This window comes from Pelomonas caseinilytica, from assembly GCF_021353235.1.
Taxonomy (GTDB): domain Bacteria; phylum Pseudomonadota; class Gammaproteobacteria; order Burkholderiales; family Burkholderiaceae_C; genus Pelomonas; species Pelomonas caseinilytica.
This window is the reverse complement of sequence record NZ_JAJTWT010000006.1, coordinates 1-21,630: the sequence shown is the minus strand read 5'-3', so window position 1 is coordinate 21,630 and position 21,630 is coordinate 1. Positions and strand designations below refer to the sequence as shown.

The 21,630-nt window shown below is 63.0% G+C and carries 20 protein-coding genes; 11 read left to right on the top strand and 9 right to left on the bottom strand.

Going from position 1 to position 21,630, the window contains the following annotated elements; genetic code table 11:
* Window positions 1–146: 146 nt before the first annotated feature.
* Window positions 147–425, top strand: coding sequence for a hypothetical protein (locus LXT12_RS15005; RefSeq protein WP_233393007.1), 279 nt, complete (start codon window positions 147–149; stop codon window positions 423–425).
* Here LXT12_RS15005 and recQ read toward each other — a convergent pair.
* Window positions 422–2,308, bottom strand: coding sequence for a DNA helicase RecQ (gene recQ / locus LXT12_RS15000; RefSeq protein WP_233393006.1), 1,887 nt, complete (start codon window positions 2,306–2,308; stop codon window positions 422–424). The genes LXT12_RS15005 and recQ overlap by 4 nt on opposite strands.
* Before the next feature lie 29 nt (window positions 2,309–2,337).
* On the opposite strand from recQ, the gene LXT12_RS14995 reads away from it, so the two are divergent.
* From LXT12_RS14995 to LXT12_RS14985, 3 genes are all read left to right on the top strand, one after another.
* A complete protein-coding gene (locus LXT12_RS14995) occupies window positions 2,338–2,823 on the top strand; it encodes a cupin domain-containing protein (RefSeq protein ID WP_233393005.1) in 486 nt (161 codons plus the stop codon).
* Window positions 2,824–3,166: 343 nt separating this feature from the next.
* The gene (locus LXT12_RS14990; protein ID WP_233393004.1) at window positions 3,167–3,769 is read left to right on the top strand and encodes a hypothetical protein; all 603 of its coding nucleotides are present in this window, start codon (window positions 3,167–3,169) and stop codon (window positions 3,767–3,769) included.
* A complete protein-coding gene (locus LXT12_RS14985; protein WP_233393003.1) occupies window positions 3,769–4,776 on the top strand; it encodes a hypothetical protein in 1,008 nt (335 codons plus the stop codon). The genes LXT12_RS14990 and LXT12_RS14985 overlap by 1 nt, the downstream gene beginning before the upstream one ends.
* Window positions 4,777–5,041: 265 nt before the next feature.
* Here the strand turns inward: LXT12_RS14985 and LXT12_RS14980 are convergent, their stop codons facing one another.
* The 4 genes from LXT12_RS14980 to LXT12_RS14965 are packed head-to-tail and all read right to left on the bottom strand — an operon-like array spanning window position 5,042 to window position 7,906.
* Entirely contained in the window at window positions 5,042–5,272 is a 231-nt protein-coding gene (locus LXT12_RS14980) for a SlyX family protein (RefSeq protein ID WP_233393002.1), read from the bottom strand.
* A 4-nt stretch (window positions 5,273–5,276) separates the two neighbouring features.
* Window positions 5,277–6,056 carry a head GIN domain-containing protein gene (locus LXT12_RS14975; RefSeq protein WP_233393001.1) on the bottom strand — a complete coding sequence of 260 codons (780 nt, stop codon included), beginning with the start codon at window positions 6,054–6,056 and terminating at the stop codon, window positions 5,277–5,279.
* Window positions 6,053–6,790, bottom strand: coding sequence for a LytR/AlgR family response regulator transcription factor (locus tag LXT12_RS14970; RefSeq protein ID WP_233393000.1), 738 nt, complete (start codon window positions 6,788–6,790; stop codon window positions 6,053–6,055). Before LXT12_RS14970 ends, LXT12_RS14975 begins: the two co-directional genes overlap by 4 nt.
* 12 nt (window positions 6,791–6,802) lie before the next feature.
* Window positions 6,803–7,906, bottom strand: coding sequence for a sensor histidine kinase (locus LXT12_RS14965; protein WP_233392999.1), 1,104 nt, complete (start codon window positions 7,904–7,906; stop codon window positions 6,803–6,805).
* 608 nt (window positions 7,907–8,514) lie between these two features.
* Here LXT12_RS14965 and LXT12_RS14960 point away from each other — a divergent pair.
* The 3 genes from LXT12_RS14960 to LXT12_RS14950 all read left to right on the top strand — a co-directional run bounded on the left by LXT12_RS14960 (window position 8,515) and on the right by LXT12_RS14950 (window position 9,894).
* The gene (locus LXT12_RS14960; protein WP_233392998.1) at window positions 8,515–8,751 is read left to right on the top strand and encodes a hypothetical protein; all 237 of its coding nucleotides are present in this window, start codon (window positions 8,515–8,517) and stop codon (window positions 8,749–8,751) included.
* 157 nt (window positions 8,752–8,908) lie between these two features.
* A complete protein-coding gene (locus LXT12_RS14955; protein ID WP_233392997.1) occupies window positions 8,909–9,394 on the top strand; it encodes a DUF4145 domain-containing protein in 486 nt (161 codons plus the stop codon).
* Between the two features lie 293 nt (window positions 9,395–9,687).
* Window positions 9,688–9,894, top strand: coding sequence for a YHYH domain-containing protein (locus LXT12_RS14950; RefSeq protein WP_233392996.1), 207 nt, complete (start codon window positions 9,688–9,690; stop codon window positions 9,892–9,894).
* 642 nt (window positions 9,895–10,536) lie between these two features.
* On the opposite strand, the gene LXT12_RS14945 is transcribed toward LXT12_RS14950, so the two are convergent.
* Window positions 10,537–12,252, bottom strand: a complete 1,716-nt coding sequence (locus tag LXT12_RS14945) for a site-specific integrase (protein ID WP_233392995.1) — start codon at window positions 12,250–12,252, stop codon at window positions 10,537–10,539.
* A 922-nt stretch (window positions 12,253–13,174) separates the two neighbouring features.
* Between LXT12_RS14945 and LXT12_RS14940 the strand changes: the two genes are divergently transcribed.
* The 3 genes from LXT12_RS14940 to LXT12_RS14930 are packed head-to-tail and all read left to right on the top strand — an operon-like array spanning window position 13,175 to window position 18,433.
* On the top strand, window positions 13,175–15,562 hold the full coding sequence (locus LXT12_RS14940; protein ID WP_233392994.1) for a DUF6531 domain-containing protein: 2,388 nt from the start codon (window positions 13,175–13,177) through the stop codon (window positions 15,560–15,562).
* Window positions 15,563–15,565: 3 nt separating this feature from the next.
* On the top strand, window positions 15,566–18,007 hold the full coding sequence (locus LXT12_RS14935) for an RHS repeat-associated core domain-containing protein (RefSeq protein ID WP_233392993.1): 2,442 nt from the start codon (window positions 15,566–15,568) through the stop codon (window positions 18,005–18,007).
* Window positions 18,008–18,433: a hypothetical protein gene (locus LXT12_RS14930; RefSeq protein ID WP_233392992.1), complete on the top strand. Its 426-nt coding sequence runs from the start codon at window positions 18,008–18,010 to the stop codon at window positions 18,431–18,433.
* 89 nt (window positions 18,434–18,522) lie between these two features.
* Here LXT12_RS14930 and LXT12_RS14925 read toward each other — a convergent pair whose 3' ends face one another.
* The 3 genes from LXT12_RS14925 to LXT12_RS14915 all read right to left on the bottom strand — a co-directional run bounded on the left by LXT12_RS14925 (window position 18,523) and on the right by LXT12_RS14915 (window position 20,756).
* Window positions 18,523–19,098: a hypothetical protein gene (locus LXT12_RS14925; protein ID WP_233392991.1), complete on the bottom strand. Its 576-nt coding sequence runs from the start codon at window positions 19,096–19,098 to the stop codon at window positions 18,523–18,525.
* 72 nt (window positions 19,099–19,170) lie between these two features.
* Complete coding sequence (locus LXT12_RS14920; RefSeq protein WP_233392990.1) at window positions 19,171–19,476, bottom strand: immunity protein Imm33 domain-containing protein; 306 nt, start codon at window positions 19,474–19,476, stop codon at window positions 19,171–19,173.
* Complete coding sequence (locus LXT12_RS14915) at window positions 19,473–20,756, bottom strand: RHS repeat-associated core domain-containing protein (RefSeq protein WP_233392989.1); 1,284 nt, start codon at window positions 20,754–20,756, stop codon at window positions 19,473–19,475. The genes LXT12_RS14920 and LXT12_RS14915 overlap by 4 nt, the downstream gene beginning before the upstream one ends.
* A gap of 187 nt (window positions 20,757–20,943) precedes the next feature.
* Here LXT12_RS14915 and LXT12_RS14910 point away from each other — a divergent pair.
* Window positions 20,944–21,630, top strand: a 687-nt coding sequence (locus LXT12_RS14910; RefSeq protein WP_419964780.1) for a transposase, incomplete at its 3' end; no start/stop codon positions are given.

The following is a 21,630-nucleotide window of genomic DNA, read 5'->3' as shown; positions in this document are numbered from 1 at the left end:
CCCGTTCGCAGCGTCCCCACAAGCTTGACGATGACGACTCATCCGCGCCAACCGCATCTCGTCCGCGAAAAGGCGCGACCTATCGCAAACCCCAGGACGGGCAAACCCTGGGGCGCGACAGTTCAACCATCGAACGGGAGAACGTCATGAACCGCATCAGCACCACCAGCACTCGCAACCGCCTGCAGGCCTTCAGCGCCGCCGTCCTCGTCGCCCTCGTCGCGCTGACCGGCGCGACGTGGATGACGCTGACCGTGCCGGCCGAGGCGCCCGAGGTGGTCAAGCTCGATCGCGTGGTCATCAGCGGCGTGCACACGCCCGAGGTGGTGGCCCAGCTGCCCCGCGTCGTCATCGAAGGCCGCCGCAGCAGCGCGGCCGACGGCACCCAGGTGGCCAGCGCCTGCGTGGCGCCGGCCGTCTGCTAACGCCCGAGCACGCGCAGGATCTCGCGGCCGTAGGCCTCGAGTTTCTTGGCGCCCACGCCGCTGATGTCGCCGAGTTCGGCGAGGTCGCCGGGCAGCACCCGGGCCATCTCGGCCAGCGTGGTGTTCTGGAAGATCACATAGGCCGGCAGGCCATGCTCCTTGGCCACTTCGGAGCGCCAGGCCTTGAGGGCCTCGAAGCGTTCCTGGGCCTCGGCGTCCAGGCCGAGCGACGGGTCGGCCTTGGGCCGCCCACCCGCCCGTGAGGCCTTGCCCCGGCGGGCCTTCTTCTCCTCCGCCTCGCGCAGCCGCAGCTCCACCTCGCCCTTGAGCACGGCGCGCGCACTCGGCATCAGCGCCAGCGTGTTGAACTCGCCCTCGGCCACGACGTGGCCCAGCGCGATGAGCTGGCGCAGCACGGCGCGCCATTGCTGTTCGGACAGCTCCGCGCCACAGCCCCAGGTGGACAGGCTCTCGTGGCCGTACTGCCGGGTCTTGTCGGTCACCTTGCCGCGCAGCACGTCGATGAGGTGGCCGGCACCGAAGCGCTCGCCGCGCTGGTGGAAGCGGTAGATGCACGAGAGCAGCTTGCGCGCTGCCTCGGTGGCGTCCCAGGTGGCCGGCGGGTTCAGGCAGTTGTCGCAGTTGCCGCAGGGTTGGCTGGCTTCGCCGAAATACGCCAGCAGGCGCACCCGGCGGCAGTCGATCGCTTCGGCCAGGGCCAGCAGCGCATCGAGCTTGCCGCGCTGGCCCTGCTTGAAGGTCTCTTCCGCGGGGCTCTCGTCGATCATGCGGCGCTGGTTGACGACGTCCGCCAGGCCATAGGTCATCCAGGCCTCGGCGGGGGCGCCGTCGCGGCCGGCGCGGCCGGTCTCCTGGTAGTAGGCCTCGATGTTCTTGGGCAGATCCAGGTGGGCGACGAAGCGCACGTCGGGCTTGTCGATGCCCATGCCGAAGGCGATGGTCGCCACCATGATGAGGCCGTCCTCGCGCAGGAAGCGGTCCTGGTGGCGGCGGCGCACGTCGGCGTCGAGACCCGCGTGGTAGGGCAAGGCGTTCAGGCCTTCGGAGGTCAGCCATTCGGCCGTCTCCTCGACCTTCTTGCGGCTCTGGCAGTAGACGATGCCCGCCTCGCCCTCGTGCTCGTCCTGGATGAAGCGCAGCAACTGCTCCCGCGGCGAGCCATTCTTCTCGACGATGAGGTAGCGGATGTTGGGCCGGTCGAAGCTGCTGATGAAGACGCGGGCGTCCTGCAGCTGCAGCCGCTCGATGATGTCGGCCCGGGTGAGGTCGTCGGCCGTGGCGGTGAGCGCGATGCGCGGCACGTCGGGGAAGCGCTCGTGCAGCTGCGACAGCTGCAGGTACTCCGAGCGGAAGTCGTGACCCCACTGGCTGACGCAATGCGCCTCGTCGATGGCGAACATGGACAGCAGGCCCCGTTCCTCCAGCGAGGCCAGCTGGGCCATGAAGCGCGGCGTCGTGATGCGCTCGGGCGCGGCGTAGAGCAGCGTCAGCCGGCCGCTCATCATCTCGCGCTCGATGCGGCTGGCCTCCTCGCCGGTGAGGCTGGAGTTCAGGAAGGCGGCATGCACGCCGGCCTCCTCGAGCGCACCGACCTGGTCGTGCATCAGCGCGATCAGCGGGCTCACCACCACCGCCACGCCCTGCCCGCGCTGCTGGCGCAGGATGGCCGGCACCTGGTAGCACAGGCTCTTGCCGCCGCCGGTGGGCATGAGCACCAGGGCGTCGCCACCGGCGGCGACGTGCTCGACGATGTCGCCCTGCTGGCCCCGGAAGGCCGTGTAGCCGAAGACTGCTGACAGCACCTGGCGTGCGGCGGATTGCAGGTCGTCCGTGGGTTCGGGAAGATGCGCGGGCGGATTCATTCAGCCGCCATTGTCCCAGGAGAGCCCCGATGCCCACCCCCGACGAGCTGCGCCAGCGGCTCATCCGCAATTTCCACGACGCGCCGCGCGAGCGCTTCGTCCGCGCCCCCCTCTACGACTGCGAGGGCGCCTCACTGTCCCAGGGCACCGCCGCCAAGCAGCTCGGCGCCCGCTTCGAGATCCTGGCGCCCGGCCAGATGGGCTGCCCCTACCACTACCATCACGCGGAGGAGGAGATGTTCATCGTCCTGCAGGGCGAGGGGACCTTGCGCGTGGCGGGCGAGCGGCTTCCCATCCGCGCCGGCGACACCATCAACATCCCCGCGGGGCCGGAGTACCCGCACCACATCATCAACACCTCCGACGCGCCGCTGCACTTCCTGTCGATCAGCACCCAGGCCGAGGTCGAGGTCTGCGTGTATCTGGACTCCGGCAAGGTCGGCACTTACGCGCCGGGCCTGCGCATCCTGCACAAGCAGGATGCCGGGGTGGACTACTGGGTCGATGAACCCTGATGCCTCAGTTTTCCATGGTGCTGCGTGCCACTCGCGGGGGGGTGGCGCGCAAAACCGGTGTATTGCGGGCCGAGCGCTGCGCCACTCCCAAGCCGGCCGCAGGCGATGTGCTTGCGGCTCAATGCCACAGGCATCGCCCGAAGGAGAGCGAATTCAGCTGGACAGCTGCGGAGCCTAACCATGAAGAACCGTTCTCCAGCGTGCCCGCTGGTCAGCAAAGCGACCGATCAGTCCCTCCTAGGATCGAGATGCGATACCGACCGGTGAAACCGAATGCACTATAGCTAAGTTGCAAAAATAGGTGTTGCAGAGAAACCAGATCTGGGGACAGACGGGGTCGAATTTGGCGAAGAACATTCCGCTTGTTTCAGCAAGGGTGATGTTTAAAGTGAAGCGGTTCCCCGGTATTTTATCTTGTCACATTGGCCCGTTCAAATTTATTTCACGACTAATGCTATTTGCAGTCCTTCTTTGCGGAAAGGCATATGGCGCAGAAATATTGGATACGGTGGTTGTAACGGGATACTCGAATGGGGGATGGAATCCCAGCTTCATGTCGCTATCGTTTTACAGGCCCTACTACAGCAGTTCTTCAGAAAGTGACCTGTATTACTATCAAGCCCTCGCACGAAATTGGAATGCCAAGCTTGATAAAAAGCTGCTTGACAGAAAACTGAGGGATGTCCGGTGCAGCGGTACCGCCGAAGATAAACAGACAAGTTCGACCGATATCGTGGAGCTACGAACTGCGACGGCGAACAATGTGCTTCGTCGAGCCTATCCCCTTAACCTCAAGAAGGGTGACCGACAGACGGTTACATTCGGCGATGGCGGGTTCGAGATATATATATTGTCGGATCCTCGCGCTTCGCTGGCTTGGCTACCCGTGCCTGGCACTCTCGACATTGGAATTCCGGGTAATACGGACTGCCCTTGGACGCAATGATGAACGCACGTGCCAAAACTATTGTCGTCGTTGGATTGGTTACACTGGGTGGAGTTATCGCTCTCGTGCATGGATACCACCGGTCTCCTCGGGTTGATGAGTCGCAGCCCAATGCTGCTACCCATATCGAGTTGAGAGCCGGCACAAGCAGCCAGCAGCTAGGTTCGCCGCCATCACCGCCGCCGCGAGACGCCACCGCTTCCGCATCTGTTGGATCGAGTGTTGTGCGTACCGATAATCCTGATTGGAGCTTGCCACTTACGCCGGGCCAAAACTGGCGACCAATCTATGTCAATGCCATTTCCAGCAAAAGGGCTGGAAGTATGCTGCTAGTCAGTCGCATAGTTAATGCATGCGAAACATTCAATCGATTGCAGGCGCAGCGCCCCAATAAGGGGAATATGGATGGGAACGATCAGTCTGCGCTGGATAGCAAAATCGCTCAAGGTAAGATTTCTCAATCTTGTGACCAACTCTTAGAAGATGAGGTGGGCTGGAGCCAGGTGAAGCGTCAGTTGCTAGAGCCCTCTAGCGATCCTCTTTATGAAAAGTATGGTCGCTTAGCAATCAAGATGCCAGCCTCTACAAATTCGGAACGAACAGAGCAGGTTCTATCGATTTTTGATGGTCTTCGCCAAGGCGTTTTTGAGCTCGCAGGTGCGCTTGGGAGGGACAATTACTTCGATGGTCAAATCTATGAGTATGGGGATCCCGTGCGAGTAGTGAATACCCAAGCAGCATTGCTTTACGCCCAGTCGTTGGTGGCGTGCAGTTTCGGCGAGGATTGCAACAAGGGCGGTTCAAGGTTTGTCTGGAATTGCGCATTCTACGAGATGACATGCGCGGCTGAAAATGCGGTTGATCAGGAGCTAATTCTCTTGGCTCGTGGTTTATCCGGTACCGAGGCTGCCACCGCAAAGGCTCAAGTCTTGCATCTTCGCGATGCAATGGTCGATGCGATATTAAAGAATGACGCTTCAAAATTTGTGAGAAATGCGCGCCGCTGAAGCGCGCCCGTAAAGGGCATTGGATGTTGAAGCCGGCCACGGCCCAGCACCCCGTGCAGCGCCTTTGCCGCATTCGCGATAGAGATCGCTACAGGCCGCGCACAGACCAGCGACGCTGGTCTCTGAGTGCCTGCACCTAGCGCCGGCCCGTGTAAAGAGATCGCCGTCGCCTACAGACAGTCATCGTCCAACCGACCCGAAAAGCATTGCACTGACGGCTCGCTCGCGTTAAGCGATGCGAGGGCGGACGAGAGGCCGCTTCACGTCAGTAATGCGGCGGCAGCTCGTCGCGCAGGCTGCGAAAGCCGCCCGGCTCGGCCGACGCGGCACGGTCGCGCAGCTCGACGAGCTCCTGCACCAGCCGGTCGATCTGGGCCTGCTGCCGCACGACCACCTGGTTCAACTGCTCGACGATGTCCTCGGCGAAGCTCGCCTTGATCTCCAGGTCGGTGATGCGCTGCTCCAGCGCCTGCAGGTCAATGTCCATGGGCTCCATTGGATCAGCGCTTTTCGCCCTTGGCGCTGATGGAGCCCATCCCGGACACCGAGCGCTGCACCGAGGGGTTGCCGAAGTAGTCCACCGAGCCGATGCCGGAGATGTGGGCGGACAGGTCGTCCGTCACCCAGACGACGACGTTGCCGATGCCGCTGACGCCGACGCGCGCGCGCTGCACCTGCAGCCGGTCGGCGACGACCTTGCCCTTGCCCGAGATCTGCAGGGCGAGTTCGTCCACCTTGCCGCCGAGCTGGCCGTCGCCCGCGCCAGAGATGGCGAAGACGAGCTGGCGCGCCTGAAGCTGGTCCAGCCGCGCCTGGCCGGCCCCGCTGATGCTGAGCTTGAGCTGGTCGGTGCGCAGCGGCCCCGGGGCGTGCACGTCGCTCGCGCCGGAGATGGACAGCTGGCGCAGCTGGCGCATCTCCACCTGGACGAAGAGTTTGTTGCTGTGCCAGAACTTCCAGCCGCCGGTCGGGCGGATGAAGAGCTGCCGGTCCGACAGCTCGACCTCGACGGTCTTCTGCACCTCGGGGTCGCCGGCGATGAAGGCCTGGTCGCGATCGCCCTGCACCAGCAGCACGCGGGCCGCGCCGGCCAGCTCCAGGCGGTCGAAGGCGCCGGGCGCATACACCTTGCCGGGCTCGGCGGGCAGGGCCGGCGGCGCCGGCAGCGCGGCCGGCGCGGGCTGTGCGACCGGGGCCGGCACCGCCGGTGGCGCGGGCGGCACCGTCTGGGCCGCGGCCGCGCCGGCAGCCAGCAGCAGCGGCAGGAAAGAGGTCTTCACAGCGATTGCTCCCTCAGCATCTTGGACACCTCCCGGTTGGCCGTGATGCGCGTGCCGTCGCGCAGCTGCACGACGAGCTGCGAGTTCTCGTCGGGCGTCATGCTCTCGACGAAGTCGAGGTTGACGATGCAGCCCCGCTGCACCCGCAGGAAGCGCGTGGGGTCGAGCCGCGTCTCGAAGCTCGCGATGGGCAGCCTCACCAGGAAACTGCGACCCTTGCTCGTGATGGCGGTGTACTTGTTGTCGGAACGCAGGCACTCGATGGCGTCGACCTGCAACGGGAAGATCTTGCCCTGGTCGCGTACCAGCAGGCGGGTTAGCGGCGCGTCGGCGGGCGCGCCCAGGGCCTGGGCCACGTCGGCGGCGCTGGGCACGGCGTCGCGCAGGGCATGGGCGATGGCCTCGTCGAAGCGCTCGCGCGAGAAGGGCTTGAGCAGGTAGTCCACCGCATGCAGCTCGAAGGCGGTCAACGCATGGGCGTCATAGGCCGTCGTGAAGATGATGCGCGGCTGGTGGGCATCCTGCTGCAGCTGCTGCACGACCTGCAGGCCGCTGAGGCCGGGCATCTGGATGTCGGTCAGCACCAGGGCGGGCCTCAAGGCGCGGATCTGAGCCAGCGCCGTCTCGCCGTCCTCGCAGACAGCCACGAGCTGCAGGCCCGGCGTGGCCTTGACCCAGTCGGCCAGGGCTTCGGCGGCGAGGTGTTCGTCTTCGGCGATCAGGACGGTGGTCATGCTCATGATCGTTCAGGCCTGTGGAATGAAGAGGTCGACGCGGAAGCCGTCACCCGGAGCGGTGTGGATGCGCATCCGGGCCTGGCCGTCGTAGTCGAGGGCGAAGCGCTTGCGCAGGGCCGCCAGGCCCACGCCGCGGCGCTGGCCGGGGCGGGGCTCCAGGGCCTCGGGCGCGCAGCCGGGGCCATCGTCGGCGACGGCGAGGTCCAGGCCGTGGTTGAGGGCGTTGCGGCGCGCCGTGATGGTGACGCGCCCGCCGCCGCGCCGCGGCGCCACGGCGTGCAGGATGGAGTTCTCCACCAGCGGCTGCAGGGTCAGCGGCGGCAGCTCGTCGGCCATGACGCGTTCTTCCAGGTCCCAGTCCACGCGCAGCCGGGGCCCCAGGCGCAGGGCCTCCAGCGCCAGATAGTCGCGCAGGAAGTCGATCTCGTCGGCCAGCATGACACGGTCCTCCGCCCCTCGCTTGGTGTCGAGCACGTAGCGCAGCATGGAGGCGAACTTCAGCAGCGCCGCCTCGGCCGCGGCCGGGTCCTTGCGGGTCAGCGCGATCAGGGAGTTCAGCGTGTTGAACAGGAAATGTGGGTTGAGCTTGCCGCTGATGGCCGACAGCTCGGCCTTGGCCAGGGCGCTCTCCGCCTGGGCGGCGGCGACGGCGGCGGAACGCGCGGCGCGCGACTGCAGCACGGCGGTGAAGGCGGTGGCGATGGTGGCATAGACCACCACACCCCAGACCGAGCGCCACAGCAGCCCGGCCAGCAGCACGGCGCCGGCGTGGTCGGCGCCGAAGAGCGCGGTGTTGACGGCGAACTCGCCCGCCTGCCACAGGGCGGCGAAGGCGCAGGCCGCCAGGGCGTGGGCCATGGTGGTGGCGGCCGAGCCGGCGTCGCTGGCGTGCAGGCGCCGGGCCAGCGGCCATACCGCGATGCCCAGCAGCATGGGCGCCCACAGCATGGTGGTGGCCTGGTACACCGCCAGCCAGAACGGATCCAGGCCCCGGTCGAACTCGCTGCCGGCCAGCACGAAGAGGCACCAGGCCAGGGCGCAGCCGCCGGCATAGGCCAGCCACAGCCGCGCGTTCGGGCGGCGCTGGGCGGTGCGGGGGCCGAGGGTGTCCATGGCTTCATCTTAGGGACGCCGCGCGGCAGGCCGGCGAGGCGGGAGACGAAGTGCGGGGCGCGGGGTGCGGGATGCGGCTGCCGGGGTATTGCTGACAGGCCAGCCGACCCTGGCCGTCATAATTCAGCCCTTCCCCATCGAATTCCTGCGCAAGCCAAATTGCTTTTGTCCCGATCCGCGGGCGATTGATGGAAAATTTTCCGTCCCGCCGGTTTGGGATAATTTGATTCTGTTTAACCGAGGTTCGCGGACGGGTCATCTGTCACGGGCGCCGGTGTCTGCGAGGGGGTGGGACAACAACTTGGCCATGGCGAGCTTCTTCTCCAGCCTCAAGACCGGCAGACGGTCCGCCCGGTCTACCGCTCGCGGAGCAAACTAGATGTAGTTTCCGGAGACGTAGGTTCGGGACGTAGAGGCCGGAGGTTCGAATCCTCTCACCCCGACCAGGAAAATCAATGAGTTAGAGGCTACCAGCTCAACTCAATCCAGCCTTGGGGTAACGCCCGGGGAACGCAAGGGCTCCTATGGGAGCCTTTTTGTTGCCCTGTCCGATCGTAGGCAGCGGCACGCGTCCCAGGTCCGGCGCCGCCTCGTTGCATGTCGACAACATGGGCTACCGCGACCAACTCACTCGCCTCTTCAAGACTCGTATCGCCGATGGCGCGCCGCTCCAGCACATCCGTGAGGAGTTCGCCGACGGCCTCCACGGGCTGCTCGTGGGAGCAGACATGTTCCGGCTCCACATGCTCATGGCGAGATGCCCCGCCCGGGAGCCAGCCGGCACAAGCAACTACCCGACTGACGACGTCCATGCCCTGATGCGCGACGGCGCGCCCGCCGCATGAAGCGCTCCGAGCTCTACGACCGCGTCTGGTCGACACCGGCCAGCAAGATCGCCGAGGAACTGGGCATCAGCGGGTCACGGGTCGCTTCCCCAACATTGAACGCATCTTCGAGTGCTTCGGGCTCTGCCCGGCATGCAACGCCGGCATCGTCGTCAGGATGAATGCCAACAACCCACAAGGTATCCCGCCACCCCTCAGCTATCAAGGTGACCTCGGCACCAAAAACGCGTGGGGAACCACGTTGGAGGTGTGGCCGAAGAACCACCCGCCGACCATTCCAGAGCACGTCCCCGACCGCGTTGCAAGAGCGTTCGCCGAGGGGTGCGCGGTCCTTCAAGCCAGCCCATCGGCGGCTTGCAGCCAGTTCCGCAAGGCGCTGGAGTGGGGCCTCAAAGACCTGGCTCCCGAGGTCGAAGCCTGGAAGCTGGAAAAGCGCATCGACAAGCTGGCAGCTGAAGGCAAGTTGACTCAGTCGCTGAAGGACTGGGCCCACCAGTTGCGCATTGACGGCAATGAGGCTGTGCACGGCGAGGAAGATCCGTCACGGGAGCACGCCCAGGCCATCGAGCTGCTCACCCGGTACGTGCTGACGTACCTCTACACGCTGCCCAAGAGCATCGAGGCAGCTCGAGCCGGCTCCTAAAAGTCGTCGGGCGAGGGCGAACCGGGGAGGTACGCGTGTCGTCTGGCAGCGCGCGCAACGACGCTGACAGGCGCTGGTCAGATACCCCACTTACAGTCTCGGCCGGGCACCTGCCCCCTGCTTCTCCCTCCCTGAGCAGGCACCGCGACACGTCGCTGGTGTTTTCGCCCCGGCCGTCGCGCCGGGGCACTTCTTTCTGCCCTGGCCAGAACGCTCGGCTGGCGTCGATAGGGTTCACCAGCTTGCCCATCCGGCGCGCCCGGCGCACCGTCGACAGCCCGAGGGAGAACAACATGAAGACCCGTCTACCGGCGGCGCTCGCCACAACCATCGCGCTTGCAACAGCTGCGTCGGCCCACCCCGGTGGCCTCGATGCCCAAGGCTGCCACCACAACCGCAAGACCGGCGGCTATCCCAATAGCCCTTGGCAGCGGCTTTGTGTAGCCGCGCGATCTTGCTGCATGCCTCCGCATCGCCGGCTGACCTGGCCAAGTTCATGAGGGCATCGATCTCGTCAATCAGCTCGACATGCGGATCTATGGTGCGGGTCTTCTGCAGCGCGGCGGCCAGTGCTGGCGTCATGCATCCAAGGTCGCGCGCCGCAAGACCCACCAACCCACGTACGCCGCGCGCGAGAGGGTCTCCCTCGACGGACTCCAGGTCGCCAAGGTTTGCCACCAGACCCCAGTCGCTTTCGGCGGCCGTGAAGTGGCATTCGGCCAAGCCCGGCAGCTTCAGCAAGTCAAAGGCTTCAACAGCCTTTGGATTGCGCCAGGCCTTAGGGCCCACGGTGAAGCCGTCCTGACGCAACCAACGGTGGGCGGCGCCACCGGCATCCAAGGGCATCGCGAGGAACTGGTGATCCATGCCTCAGCATCAAGTTCGCCACAACCATCGCGCTTGCAACAGCTGCGTCAGCCCACCCCGGTGGCCTCGATTGCATGCAGCCGGGCATCTCCATTGCGGCTGTCGCCATGGCCCACGGCGTCAACGCCAATCTCCTGCGGCGCTGGTGACCGAGGCGGAGACGAAGCCTTCTGTCGGCGATGGCCTATGGCGCCGGCCTGCGCGCCGCCGAGATCTGCGCGTTGAAGGTGCCCTCCGTGAAGAATTCAGCGTTCACTTGCCGCCTTTTCATGCAATCAGGTGGCCGGGAATGCGTCCCCAAGCTGCTTCGCCCGTTTCTCGTCGTCACCATGCAAATAGGTCGACGTGGTTGCGATAGAGGCATGCCGTAGGTTGTCGCGTACCGTTGTCAACTCAGCGCCGCGGTGAAGGGCATGCGACGCGTGAGTGTGGCGCATCCAGTGTGGCGATGCGCCGCGCAACTTGGCCGCCAAACTCGGACTCGTCTCGTCGACCACGTTGGCGGCCAGCCGGAAGAAGCGCCGACAGATCGCCCAAAGTCGCGTCGTCGAGATCATCCCCTGTTCGTCTACTGCCACCCGTCCCACGACTGGTGTGTCAGGCCGCCACCGAGACGGCGTGATCGGCAAGCCTCTAGCCACAAGATACCGGTCCAGCGCGCTCATCGCCATCGGCGGCAAAGCGACACGACCGCGCTTGGAACCCTTGCCCACAACCGCTAGCCAGTGGCTGCCATCGTCGCCCTCGACGATCTGCCGTAGGGTGGCGCCCACAAACTCGCTGTTGCGCAGACCGGTGGAGTAGCTAAAGTCGAGCAGGAAGCGAAGTCGGACGGCAGCGGCTTTGTCCCAGCCATAAGACCATTCAAGTCCGTCCGCTATCACTCTGACCAAGCCCCACTCACCCTCAGTGAAGGAGCGCTCAGGATCCAGCGGCCCGTCCTGCGCACCACCCTGAACCTTCAGACCGGCGAACGGGTTGGTCGTGACGTAGCGCTGCTCGGCCAACCACCGGAACAAGGAGTTCAGTACCGTCAGCGCGTAGGCCATCGACCTAGGCGCCAGGCCGCCGGTGAACGGTCGCCATTCGGGCGAGTTCCTCGAGCGCGAGGGCCCGACCCAGCGCATGTGCGGTGTCGGTCGGCGAAGGAATGCCCGGTAGGCCGTCGCGTCCTCGGCAGCCAACGAGGACATGGGCTTGCCGCGTTCGACGATGGCCCACAGCAGCAACCGCTCCGCCTCTTTCCGATAGGCGCGCTGCGTGGCCGGGCTTTCGTGTCGCTCCAGCCACGCTGAAACCGCCTCGTAGTCGTTGCGCGCGTTGAGGGCGCACGTATTCACCGGCGCACGAAAGCGGCCTAAAGAGCCATCGAGTTCTGCTGGCAACTTGACCCGCTCCCAGGGCCGGATCTCGCTGCGAACATCAGGTCCGACCAGTGCACGCGCCTGCTCGGTCAGCTCGGGATGCTCCGCAAAGAACGAAGTCACCTTGGCAGCACCGTGTGCTCCCAGCCCTGCGATGCCGACCCACCACATCTTGCGGCGCGGAACGCGCAGGGTCAGCTCGCCCAGCGTTCGGATCTTTTGGGCGTGAAGCGAGGCCGTGGTGCGCGTGCTGAACCACAAGGCGACGTCATCGATCAGGCGCGGCGCCGGGACCGGGCTGGCCATCAAGTCGTCGACGGCCTCCATCAAGTTCAGCGACAGGCCCGATTGGGCGAAGGAGCCTCTCGACGTCGACTCGAACACGCCCTGCAGGTCCGGCCGCCGCCGACGCGCGGCGGCAGCGATCAATTGCTGACGCGTCGCGCTGAGGAGCGCCCTGGACGACTGGCCGTCTGGCTTTGTCCTTCCCAGGTAGCGGTGGACCGCGTCGCGCGCCGAAAGTCCCTCCGACCAGGCGCGCATCGCCGCCAGCGCGTCGGCGCTCGGCAAGTCGCCCTTTCCGGCGACCGCGGACTGGGCATCCGCGGCGGTCTTGGTCCGGCCCATCTGGGTCTCCCCGGTTTTCCCAGGCTCCACTTTAGGCGATGGACAGCACTATTGCGCTAAGAATACTTATCGCAATAGCTGTGTTAATCGGGTGAGTCAGTCACCCTCGATGCACGCTCCTTCAACCAAGGTTGATGCCGCTTTGCAACAGAAGTTGATGCTTGGCGACTTAGGGAGCCCGGCCGGCTGTACCAAGCCCGCGCTCCGGCCAGCCAACTGAAGTGCCAGGTGTGCGTACTTCTCCGGCAGTTCGTCCACCATGGCCTGCATCAGGCGCTCGGCACCTTCGGCCATCCGAAACGGGCGCAAGCCCGGCGGTGAAGGAAATGCCCGAGCCTGGCGGCCACTCGGTCCCGTCGTCGTAGCCCGACAGCACAAATCGGAGTTCCTCGGCGTCGCGGACGCCATCAGTTGTCGCTCCGGCGCCGACGCGCCGGTAGAGACCATCGCATAGGCGGTCAGGAAGTGGCCCGGCCCCTGATAGCCGCCGGAGGGACGCACAGCAGTCCCACGGCGGCTGCGGCGAGAACGTGGTCTCTGATGCCAGCAACCGCCGAAGGCCACGAGTTCCACGATCTTGCGGACCTGCACCACATGAATTCGTTGTCAAACTCGGCCGTCAGCCAACGTCTGCGTCCAGCACATCGTCCGAGCTCAAAATTAGGGACTCCCCTAATTTGATGCCTACGGACAGTGCGCACGTTCGATAAATTGCGCGCAGTCGCGCCTAGCGAACGTGCGATTAGGGAGAGTCATGAAAAACAACTTGAGGAGCGTTGCTCTAGGGATAGGGCTGTGCGCTTTGAACTGGCCGTTTGTGGTGTGGGCTACGCCCATAGATGTGTCACGCTATTGGCCCATGGCCGGCGGGAACCGGTGGACGTACGCCTGCAAATCCAAAGCAGGCGTTGGTACGACGTTGGTGTATTCCACCGGAAACAGTCAGGCTCCAACATTTAATCAGGTCGACGGCGACTGCGTCACAAATGCGCAGTATTTCTTTCTTGACGGAGGTGCGTCGATCCAATTGCCAAAACAGATAGACGACGTAGGAACTGAGACGTTCTCGCCGGCGCTGCTCTTTTTGCCGAAATCGGCAGAACTTGGGCAGACGTTCAACTCATCAGGCTCATTGAACTGGCAGTCGGCTCAAGGGAGCCAGGTAGTTCCATACACGGCCTCGGTCACCGTGGTTGGATTTGAAACGATCACGGTACCTGCTGGCAGATTCAATGCTCTGCATGTTCAACAGTCGATGAACTTGGGCGCGGAGTTCAACAACGCTGATGACGTTTGGCTGGGAGACGGTGTAGGGGAAATTCGTCGGCTGCAGCGTGCCGCCGACAACTCAACAACGGATCTTCAACTGCTGGAATCCAACCTTGTTCCCCCCGGCACCAAGGATGATGGCGACGACGATGACTGCTCGAAGTTCTGTGGCGATCCGATCAACTACGCCAACGGCAACAGCTTCCAGTCCAACACCGATCTGAGCGCCGGTGGTGCCCTGCAATTCCGCCGCTACTACAACAGCCGCGCTCCACTGCTGGGAAGCCTCGGATACGGCTGGCGTCATCACTACGAGCGCTCGCTTTACACCCATTTAGCGGCGACGCCTCGCCGGGTCTCCTTGAGCCGGCCGAATGGCAAATGGCTTTACTTCACGGAGACGAGTTCGGGGTCATGGACGTCGGATTCCGATGTGAACTTCACCCTGACCGCCGTCTACTCGGGTGGCGGATCGAACCCCTCGTCGTGGATCGTACGCACGCCTGACAACGAACTGGAAATCTACGACGGCGGCACGCTCATCAGCATCACCACCATGGACGGCTTCAAGCGAGACGTTCAGATGAGCGCAGGGAATGTCGATCATGTCGTCGACATGTTCGGCCGCAGCCTCGATTTCTCCTATCGCGACGACGGCAGGCTGTCCGCAATCGGTTGGACGGGAGGACGGTCGGAAACTTTCGACTATGACGCCGCCTTGAACCTCACGAGCGTCACGTTCGCGGACCAGTCCGGACGAAGCTACCGGTACAACGAGGCGGGGCGGGCCGACCCTGCAACGCCTGCGCACGCCCTGACGAGCACGGTTGATGAGGCGACGGTCGAGGACCGGTACTGGACTTTCGACGCGGTGGGGCGAGCGACGTCCTCGCAAAAGGCCGGAGGGGTGGAACGTGTCAGCGTTCAATACGCCAACACGGGCGTGGTGTCGATCACCGATGCCCTCGGCACCGTGCGCCAGGTGAGCTTCGCGGTCTACAGCGGCGTGGCGCATCCACTGACTTTCCAGTCCAAGTCCAACCAGGCGGTGATCGGGGCCGACGCGTCTCGCACCTATGACGCCAATGGCAACGTCGCGAGCCGCAACGACTTCAATGGCACGCGAACCTGCATCGTCAGCGACCCGGTGCGCAACCTCGAAAGCGTGCGCGTGGAAGGACTCGGGTCGTCGGCGAACTGCGCGAGCTATGTATCGGCCGCCGCCTCTCTGCCCATCGGCGTGCGCAAGGTCTCGACGCAGTGGCACCCGCAATGGCGAGTGCCGGTGGCACGAGCCCTGCCAAGGAAGCTGGTCTATTGGGTCTACAACGGCCAGTCGGACCCGGTTCTCGGCGGTGTGGCGAGTTGTACTTTGACGCCCGTCAAATTGCCCGATGGCCGGCCGCTGGCCGTGCTGTGCCGGCGTCACGAGATTGCCACGACGGACAGCAACGGCTCTCAAGGATTCGCGGCATCGAAGGACACCAGCCTGGCGGCGCGCACCTACCAATGGCAATACAACGATTTCGGCCAAGTGCTGACCGTGAAGGACCCGCTCGGCAATGCGACGACCAACGCCTATTACGCCGACACCACGACCGACCACACGTTGGGCGACTTGAATACGGTGACCAACGCGCTCAACCAGGTCGTTGCCCGCTACACGAAGTACGACCCGGCCGGCCAATGGCTCGAAATGGTCGATGCCAACGGCATGACCACGACCCGCACATTCGACCTGCGGCAACGGATCAAGAGCGTGACAACGGACGCTCTGTCGACCCGCTTCGACTACTGGCCCACCGGCTTGCTCAAGACCGTCACCTTCCCCGACTCCAGCACGATCAGCTACGGCTATGACAACGCCCACCGGTTGACCAGCATCGCTGACGACCTGGGCAACAAGATCAGCTACAGCCTGGACAACAGTGGCAACCGGGTCACGGAAAACGTCTCCGACCCCACTGGCAGATTGGCCCGCACGCTCGCTCGCGTGCCCGATGCGCTCAATCGCATCCAGCAAGTCACGGGGAGGGAGTGAATCATGCGTCGTCCAATCCTGATGGCATTCACGGCATGGGCGGCAAGTGCCGCTGCAATCGCTCAGACCCTGCCTGCGCCGCCGGCCTCCCCCGCACCCGTCGCCAAATACGAGTACGACGCCGAGGGCAACCCCACCAAGACAACGTTAGCCCCCGCCACGAAGGCCTTGGCCACCCAGCAGGGCTATGACGCTCTGGGCAGGCGCACCAGCATCACGGACGCCAAGAACGGCCTCCTCAAGCTGGGCTATGACTACCTGGACCAGCTGACGTCCATCACGGACCCGCGCAATCTCGTCACGCAGTACCAGTCGACGGGTCTCGGTGACGTCAAGCAATTGGTCAGCCCCGATACCGGCACGACCAACAGCACCTTCGACACCGCCGGAAACCTGAAGACACGCACCGACGCCCGAGGGGTGCTTGCGACCTACGGCTATGACGCGCTCAACCGCGTCAAGCAGGTGGTCTACAGCCGCTCCGGGAATGCGAGTCGCACCATCACCCTGACCTACGACCAGACCGGTGGCAACTTCGGCAGCGGCGTCGGGCATATCACCACGGCGGCCACGCCCGATGCCACCACCACCGTCCAATACAACAGCAACGGGCAGGTCACGAAGACGGTCCAGACCGGTGCGATCGGGGTGCCGCTGACCGTCACCTATGGCATCGAGAACGGCAACGTCACCAAGCTGACCTATCCCTCGGGTCGCTCCGTCTATATCGGCCGGGTCAACGGCCGGCCGGTGTCCACGGGCATGAGCGCGGGCGGCGTGGTGACCGCATTGCTCGACCAGGCGGTCATGAGCCCGTTCGGGCCCGTGCAAAGCTGGATTTGGCGCCTGGGCGGCGTCGGGCGGCTGCACCAGCGCGTTTACGACGCGAATGGCCGTTTGGTGCGCCAGCCTCTGGGCAACCTCGTGCGCGACATCACATATGACGACGCGGACCGCATCAGTCGATTCACTCACTACACCGCGGCATCGGCCCAGGCGGCGCCTGCCTATGACCAGAGCTTTGGCTACGACGAACTCGGGCGGCTGGTGTCGGTGACGGGGTCGATCAACTATGCCTACAGCTACGACGCCAACGGCAATCGCACCGCATCAACCACCGGCAGCACGACGCGCGCCTACACCGTCTCGGCCACCAGCAACCGGCTCGATGGCCTGACCAACCCCAGCCGCACTCTGCTCTATTGGGAGGACGGCTCGACCAAGAGCGACAACGAGAGTGGTTCGTCGGCCAGCTACACCGCGAGCTACAGCTTGGAAGGCCGGCTTGCCAGCATGCTCCAAGCGAACGCCGCAGGCGTGGACTTCGGCTACGACGGCCTGGGACGACGCGTCACGCGCAGCCAGTGGACGGGCAGCCCGAGCAACCCGCGCACGGTCACTCTGTACGCCTATGACACTGACAACCACCTCCTGGGCGAATACCAGGCCGATGGCACGCCGATCACCGAGTACATCTGGTTTGGGGATACGCCGGTGGCGGTGGTCAAGACCGACTCGACCGGGTCTGGTGGGGTCCAGCTATATGCCATCCATACCGATCATCTGGACACGCCCAGAATGGTTCTGGACGCTTCCGGGCAGGTGCGCTGGCGCTGGATGGGCGACCCATTCGGCGGCAACCTAGCCGAACAACAGCCGACGGCGGGGTTGGCGGCGCTGCAGCAGAACTTGAGGTTTCCGGGCCAACAGTTTGAGGCGTTTGGCGGAAGGCATTACAACCACTTTCGGGACTATGACCCATCGACCGGTCGATATGTTCAGGGCGACCCAATTGGTCAAGCTGGCGGAATAAATTCCTATGCCTACGTTGCCAATTCACCACTGGATGGCGTCGACCCCGCCGGCCTTAATCGAAATCGACTGATTCGGCCCGACTCAACAATCACATTTGAGCAGGCAATTGCAATACCGCAAGCAAACCGACTCATTGAATTGATTCGCGAGGTAAGACCCGGCTTTCGCTATGAAACGATTTCCGAACAAGGCGCGAACGTCTACGATAGAAATAATGTTCGCGATTTGATGGAAATTTATAGAGATGTGCTGACAAATCAGAATTCCGGTCGATGCAGCGCATCTTGGGACAATTTCGTTAAATTTAGAGCAGAGCAGTTGCGCTCTTTGATTCCGGACAATAGATACATTACCCTCGGAGCTGCTTACGCTGAGACCGCGACGGGCGAACCAATTATTCTCATAGGAACGAACGAACCGCGAGGCTACTTGCGCCCGGGCTTTGATCTCAATCCATGGGAAACAATGGTGCCCGGCCGAGGGCATGCGGAAGCCGATATCGCAAACTTCTCGAATCTGAATGGGCTGCGACTTGGCCCCGTCGGCGCGACCCGACCGATTTGTGCCGGATGTGCTGGTGCAATTGACGGTGCAGGTGGATATCCGGTGACGCCTCTTAAGGGACCATAAATGCCATCTCGTCTTTATACATTCTCGCCACAATTGGATCGCGCGTTTCAACGCGCTACGCTGCCAAGCCGTAGGGCGGCAGTTCTGGCCGCGTGCGATGCTGCTGTCGCATGCCTCCAGTCGATCGATCCAGTCATTAAAGGCGCGCTCGACTGTTTTCGATGCAATACAACCACGCCTAAAATAATTGAAGCCTTGAAATTATTTATCGACGAAAAGGATGGAACGTACTTTTCTCTGAGCGAAGCGCAAGACGGAACGAACGAGGAGGCATTGCTTTTATTTTCTGAAGCGCGAGCTGCTTCTGCGCTATTGGCCGCTGTTGCTCTCCAACCGGACCAGTGGCACGAAGCAATATATGAGGCAGCCATGTCTACGGATGATCCGAGCGAAATTGAGCGACAGGTCAATGCCGCCCTGACTTAACGTTGGAAGTACCAGCGCGTGCCTTTGGGCTGACCACGGATGTAGTCGGTCACAGCCCAAATTTGCTTTCAGCTCACCGTGCCTTCGGACTATTCGGAAGGCAACTCTCCGTGGAATAAATCTGTGATCTGCTCGAAGAGCGACTCTATGTGAATAGTTGTTTCACCAGTCTGCGGCTTCACATCAACATTGACGCGATCAATCGCACGCATAAACAGCTTCTCACCTAGCTCAGAGCAAGCCAAAAAAACACCCAGCCCAGCTCGATCACGCTCGTCGATTTCTGGATTGAATGTAAAGAAATCAATGTCAAAGAACTCACCTCCCTTGAACATGACCAGCCGATAGCGCCATTCGTCGAAGAAATACTCAACCCCCTTGAAGAGCACCTTCCTCACAGACCAGTGCTTTCTTGGCTTTGCTCCAAAGAAGTGCCACCCTTGTATTTTCGGCATGGCCCTCGCAAGCTCTTCGGTCAAAGGCAATAAATCGTTGTGAAAGTTAGGGCTGAACGCCAAAAATGATCCCTGGCTGCCATGCGGACCCGCCTCCCATCTGATTCGAGGATCAATACTTTCCAGGCGCTTCCCTAACTCCAGTTGAACATCGCGATCCTCAAAGATTCTAGGCAACACCTCCGGGAGCCAACTCTCAATGGTTTTCACTTCTTCTCCTCAGGAGGTTTCGGCGGTTTGATACCACTCGGCGGGCTGACCACAAATGTGGCAACGGTAATTTCAATGCTTTTCGACCTCGCCCGGCAATTGCATCCACTCATCCTGAGCAGAATTTCTAACCAACCTAGACCCAGCATTCATATTAATAAAAGGCTCCAGTGTTGGCTCGACATCAATAACCTCTCCCAGCGACCACACTTGCGCCAAGTTCCATTCCTCAAATTCTGCCCCGCACAAAAACTGCCAACCGCTATCCGCTGGATCCTCGGGTGTCTCGCGGTCTGCCACCAAAATTGGCTTTCGATCTTTAGCCACATGTGAACAAACAATAGCAGCACATCGCAATATTTCGCTTTTCTTACTCATTCTGTTTTATCGGATTTATCCCGATTTTCCTTGCGTGAAAGTACCTGTGCATTCGACGGATCATTTGTGCCGCCTTTGGATCTGGGCACAATATGATCAACTTGGGCTTCATTCGCAGGCGGCGTCACTCCACTTTCCGATTTCTGGGATGGAACCAACACTTCGCCACTCTTGTCAGACTTTAAAGTGCCACCGTTCTTTTCACGATTGGCCTGCAAAATATCTCGCTTTTGCGCTCTCGTAAAGGGCTTTCCAGCTCCGATCTTGGTCACCAGAATAATGCTGGCAGCCTGAGCCGCTTTTTGACCATCGATATTTGTCGGCGAGCCAATTAATTCCTTAAGAGCCTGACCCGCTGCAATTGCTCCCGCTGCTCTCGTGTTGCCAACGGATGCCTCAACCTCGGCGAGGATTTGGGCATTCTCTTTAGAGAAAACGAGCCTTGCGCCGACCCCGTAAGCAACCTCTCCCGGTTCTCTCCCGTCCGGATCAATCTTGGCATAAGGGTTGTTATCGACATAGGTATACCGTCCGAAGAGCTTTCCGGTGTTGGCATCGGTAACGACCGGATCAACGCTGAGGAACCTCCCCGCAATCGGGTCGTAATACCGCTGCTGCATGTACACGAGATCCGTCTCGGCATCTTGCACGTGCCCCGTGAAGCCGATGACGCTGGTGCCGGCGCTGGGCTTGGTGCCCGCTGCCACGTAGCCATAGGGCTCAAATCGCGCCCGGTTCAGCAACCCACCCGAGCCGTTGGTGTGCGCCACCGGACTGCCCAGCGCATCGGTGTGCACGTATTGCGGTCCCGCCACGCTGTCGATCTCGGCGATCTGTTTGCCGCCCAGGTAGATGTAGCCCGTGGTGCTGGCGGGCCTCGGGCCGCCGCTGCTCGTGGCCCACAGCAGCTGCCCGGCCTGGCTGTAGACCTGGATGCGCGTGGAGCCGTCGCTGCTGGCGATTCTGATGCGCCGGCCCAGCCCGTCGTAGGCATAACTGCCGCCCTGTGAGGACCAGCTCAGCCGGTTGCCCAGGTCGAAACCGAAGGTCTGTCCTCCCTTGGCGGTGAGGTTGCCGCGCGCGTCGAAGCCGTAGGTGGTCGTGCTGCCGTTGGTCGTGGCGCTGGCGAGCTGGTTGTTGGCGTCGAAGTTGAAGGTGCTGGCCCGGCTGCCCACAGTGGCCGCACGCAGGTTGTCCACGGGGTCGTAGGCATAGGTCGCGCTGCCCCACACGTTGGGGGCGCTGGTGCTGGTGAGGCGGTCCAGGTCGTCGTAGCCCATGCTGCGGCTGAAGACGCCCTCTTGCTGGTCGGTGATGGCCGTGACGTTGCCGTTGGCGTCGTAGTCGGCCCTGCAAAACGCCCGCAACCCGCATGAACACTGGTGATGCGGGGTGAATGCCGATGGTCAGAACTCCCAGAATCAAATTCAATGGCAATTGATTTCTGGGAGTTCTGGAGGGCTGGCAATGGCGACCGACGACTTCTTCCGCGCGCGGCTGGATGGCATGGTGGATCCCCGGCACCCGCTCGCGGTTCTCGGCCGGCGCATGCCCTGGTCGCAGATTGAAGCGTCGCTCGCCCCGCTGTTCGCACGCAAGGCCCGCATGGGCAAGTCCCGCGAGGACGCCGACATGTTTGGGCCCACGCTGGTGGTGGCCGCGGGCGGTGTGAGCCGCGCGGGTCGGCCGCGCCTGCCGATCCGGCTGATGGTCGCGCTGCTGTACCTCAAGCACGCCTTCAACGAGAGCGACGAGTCGGTGGTCGAGCGCTGGAGCGAGAACGTGGTCTGGCAGCTCTTCAGCGGCATGGAGTACTACCAGAGCAAGCTGCCCTGCGACGCCACGCAGCTCGGTCGCTTTCGACGCGTGCTGGGCGAAGCTGGCGTGGAGCAATTGCTCAAGACCACCATCGAAGCGGCGGTCGCGATGAAGGCGGTCAAGCCCGTAGAGCTGGAGCGCGTGACGGTCGACACCACGGTGCAGGAGAAGGCCATCGCCCACCCGACGGACAGCCGATTGCTGGAGGTCGCGCGGGCCAAGATCGCTCGCCTGGCCAAGCGAGCGGGCCTGAAGCTCAAGATGACGCACGAGCGCGAGGGCCAGAGCCTGCGTCGTCGTGCCGGCGGCTATGCCCATGCCAAGCAGTTCAAGCGG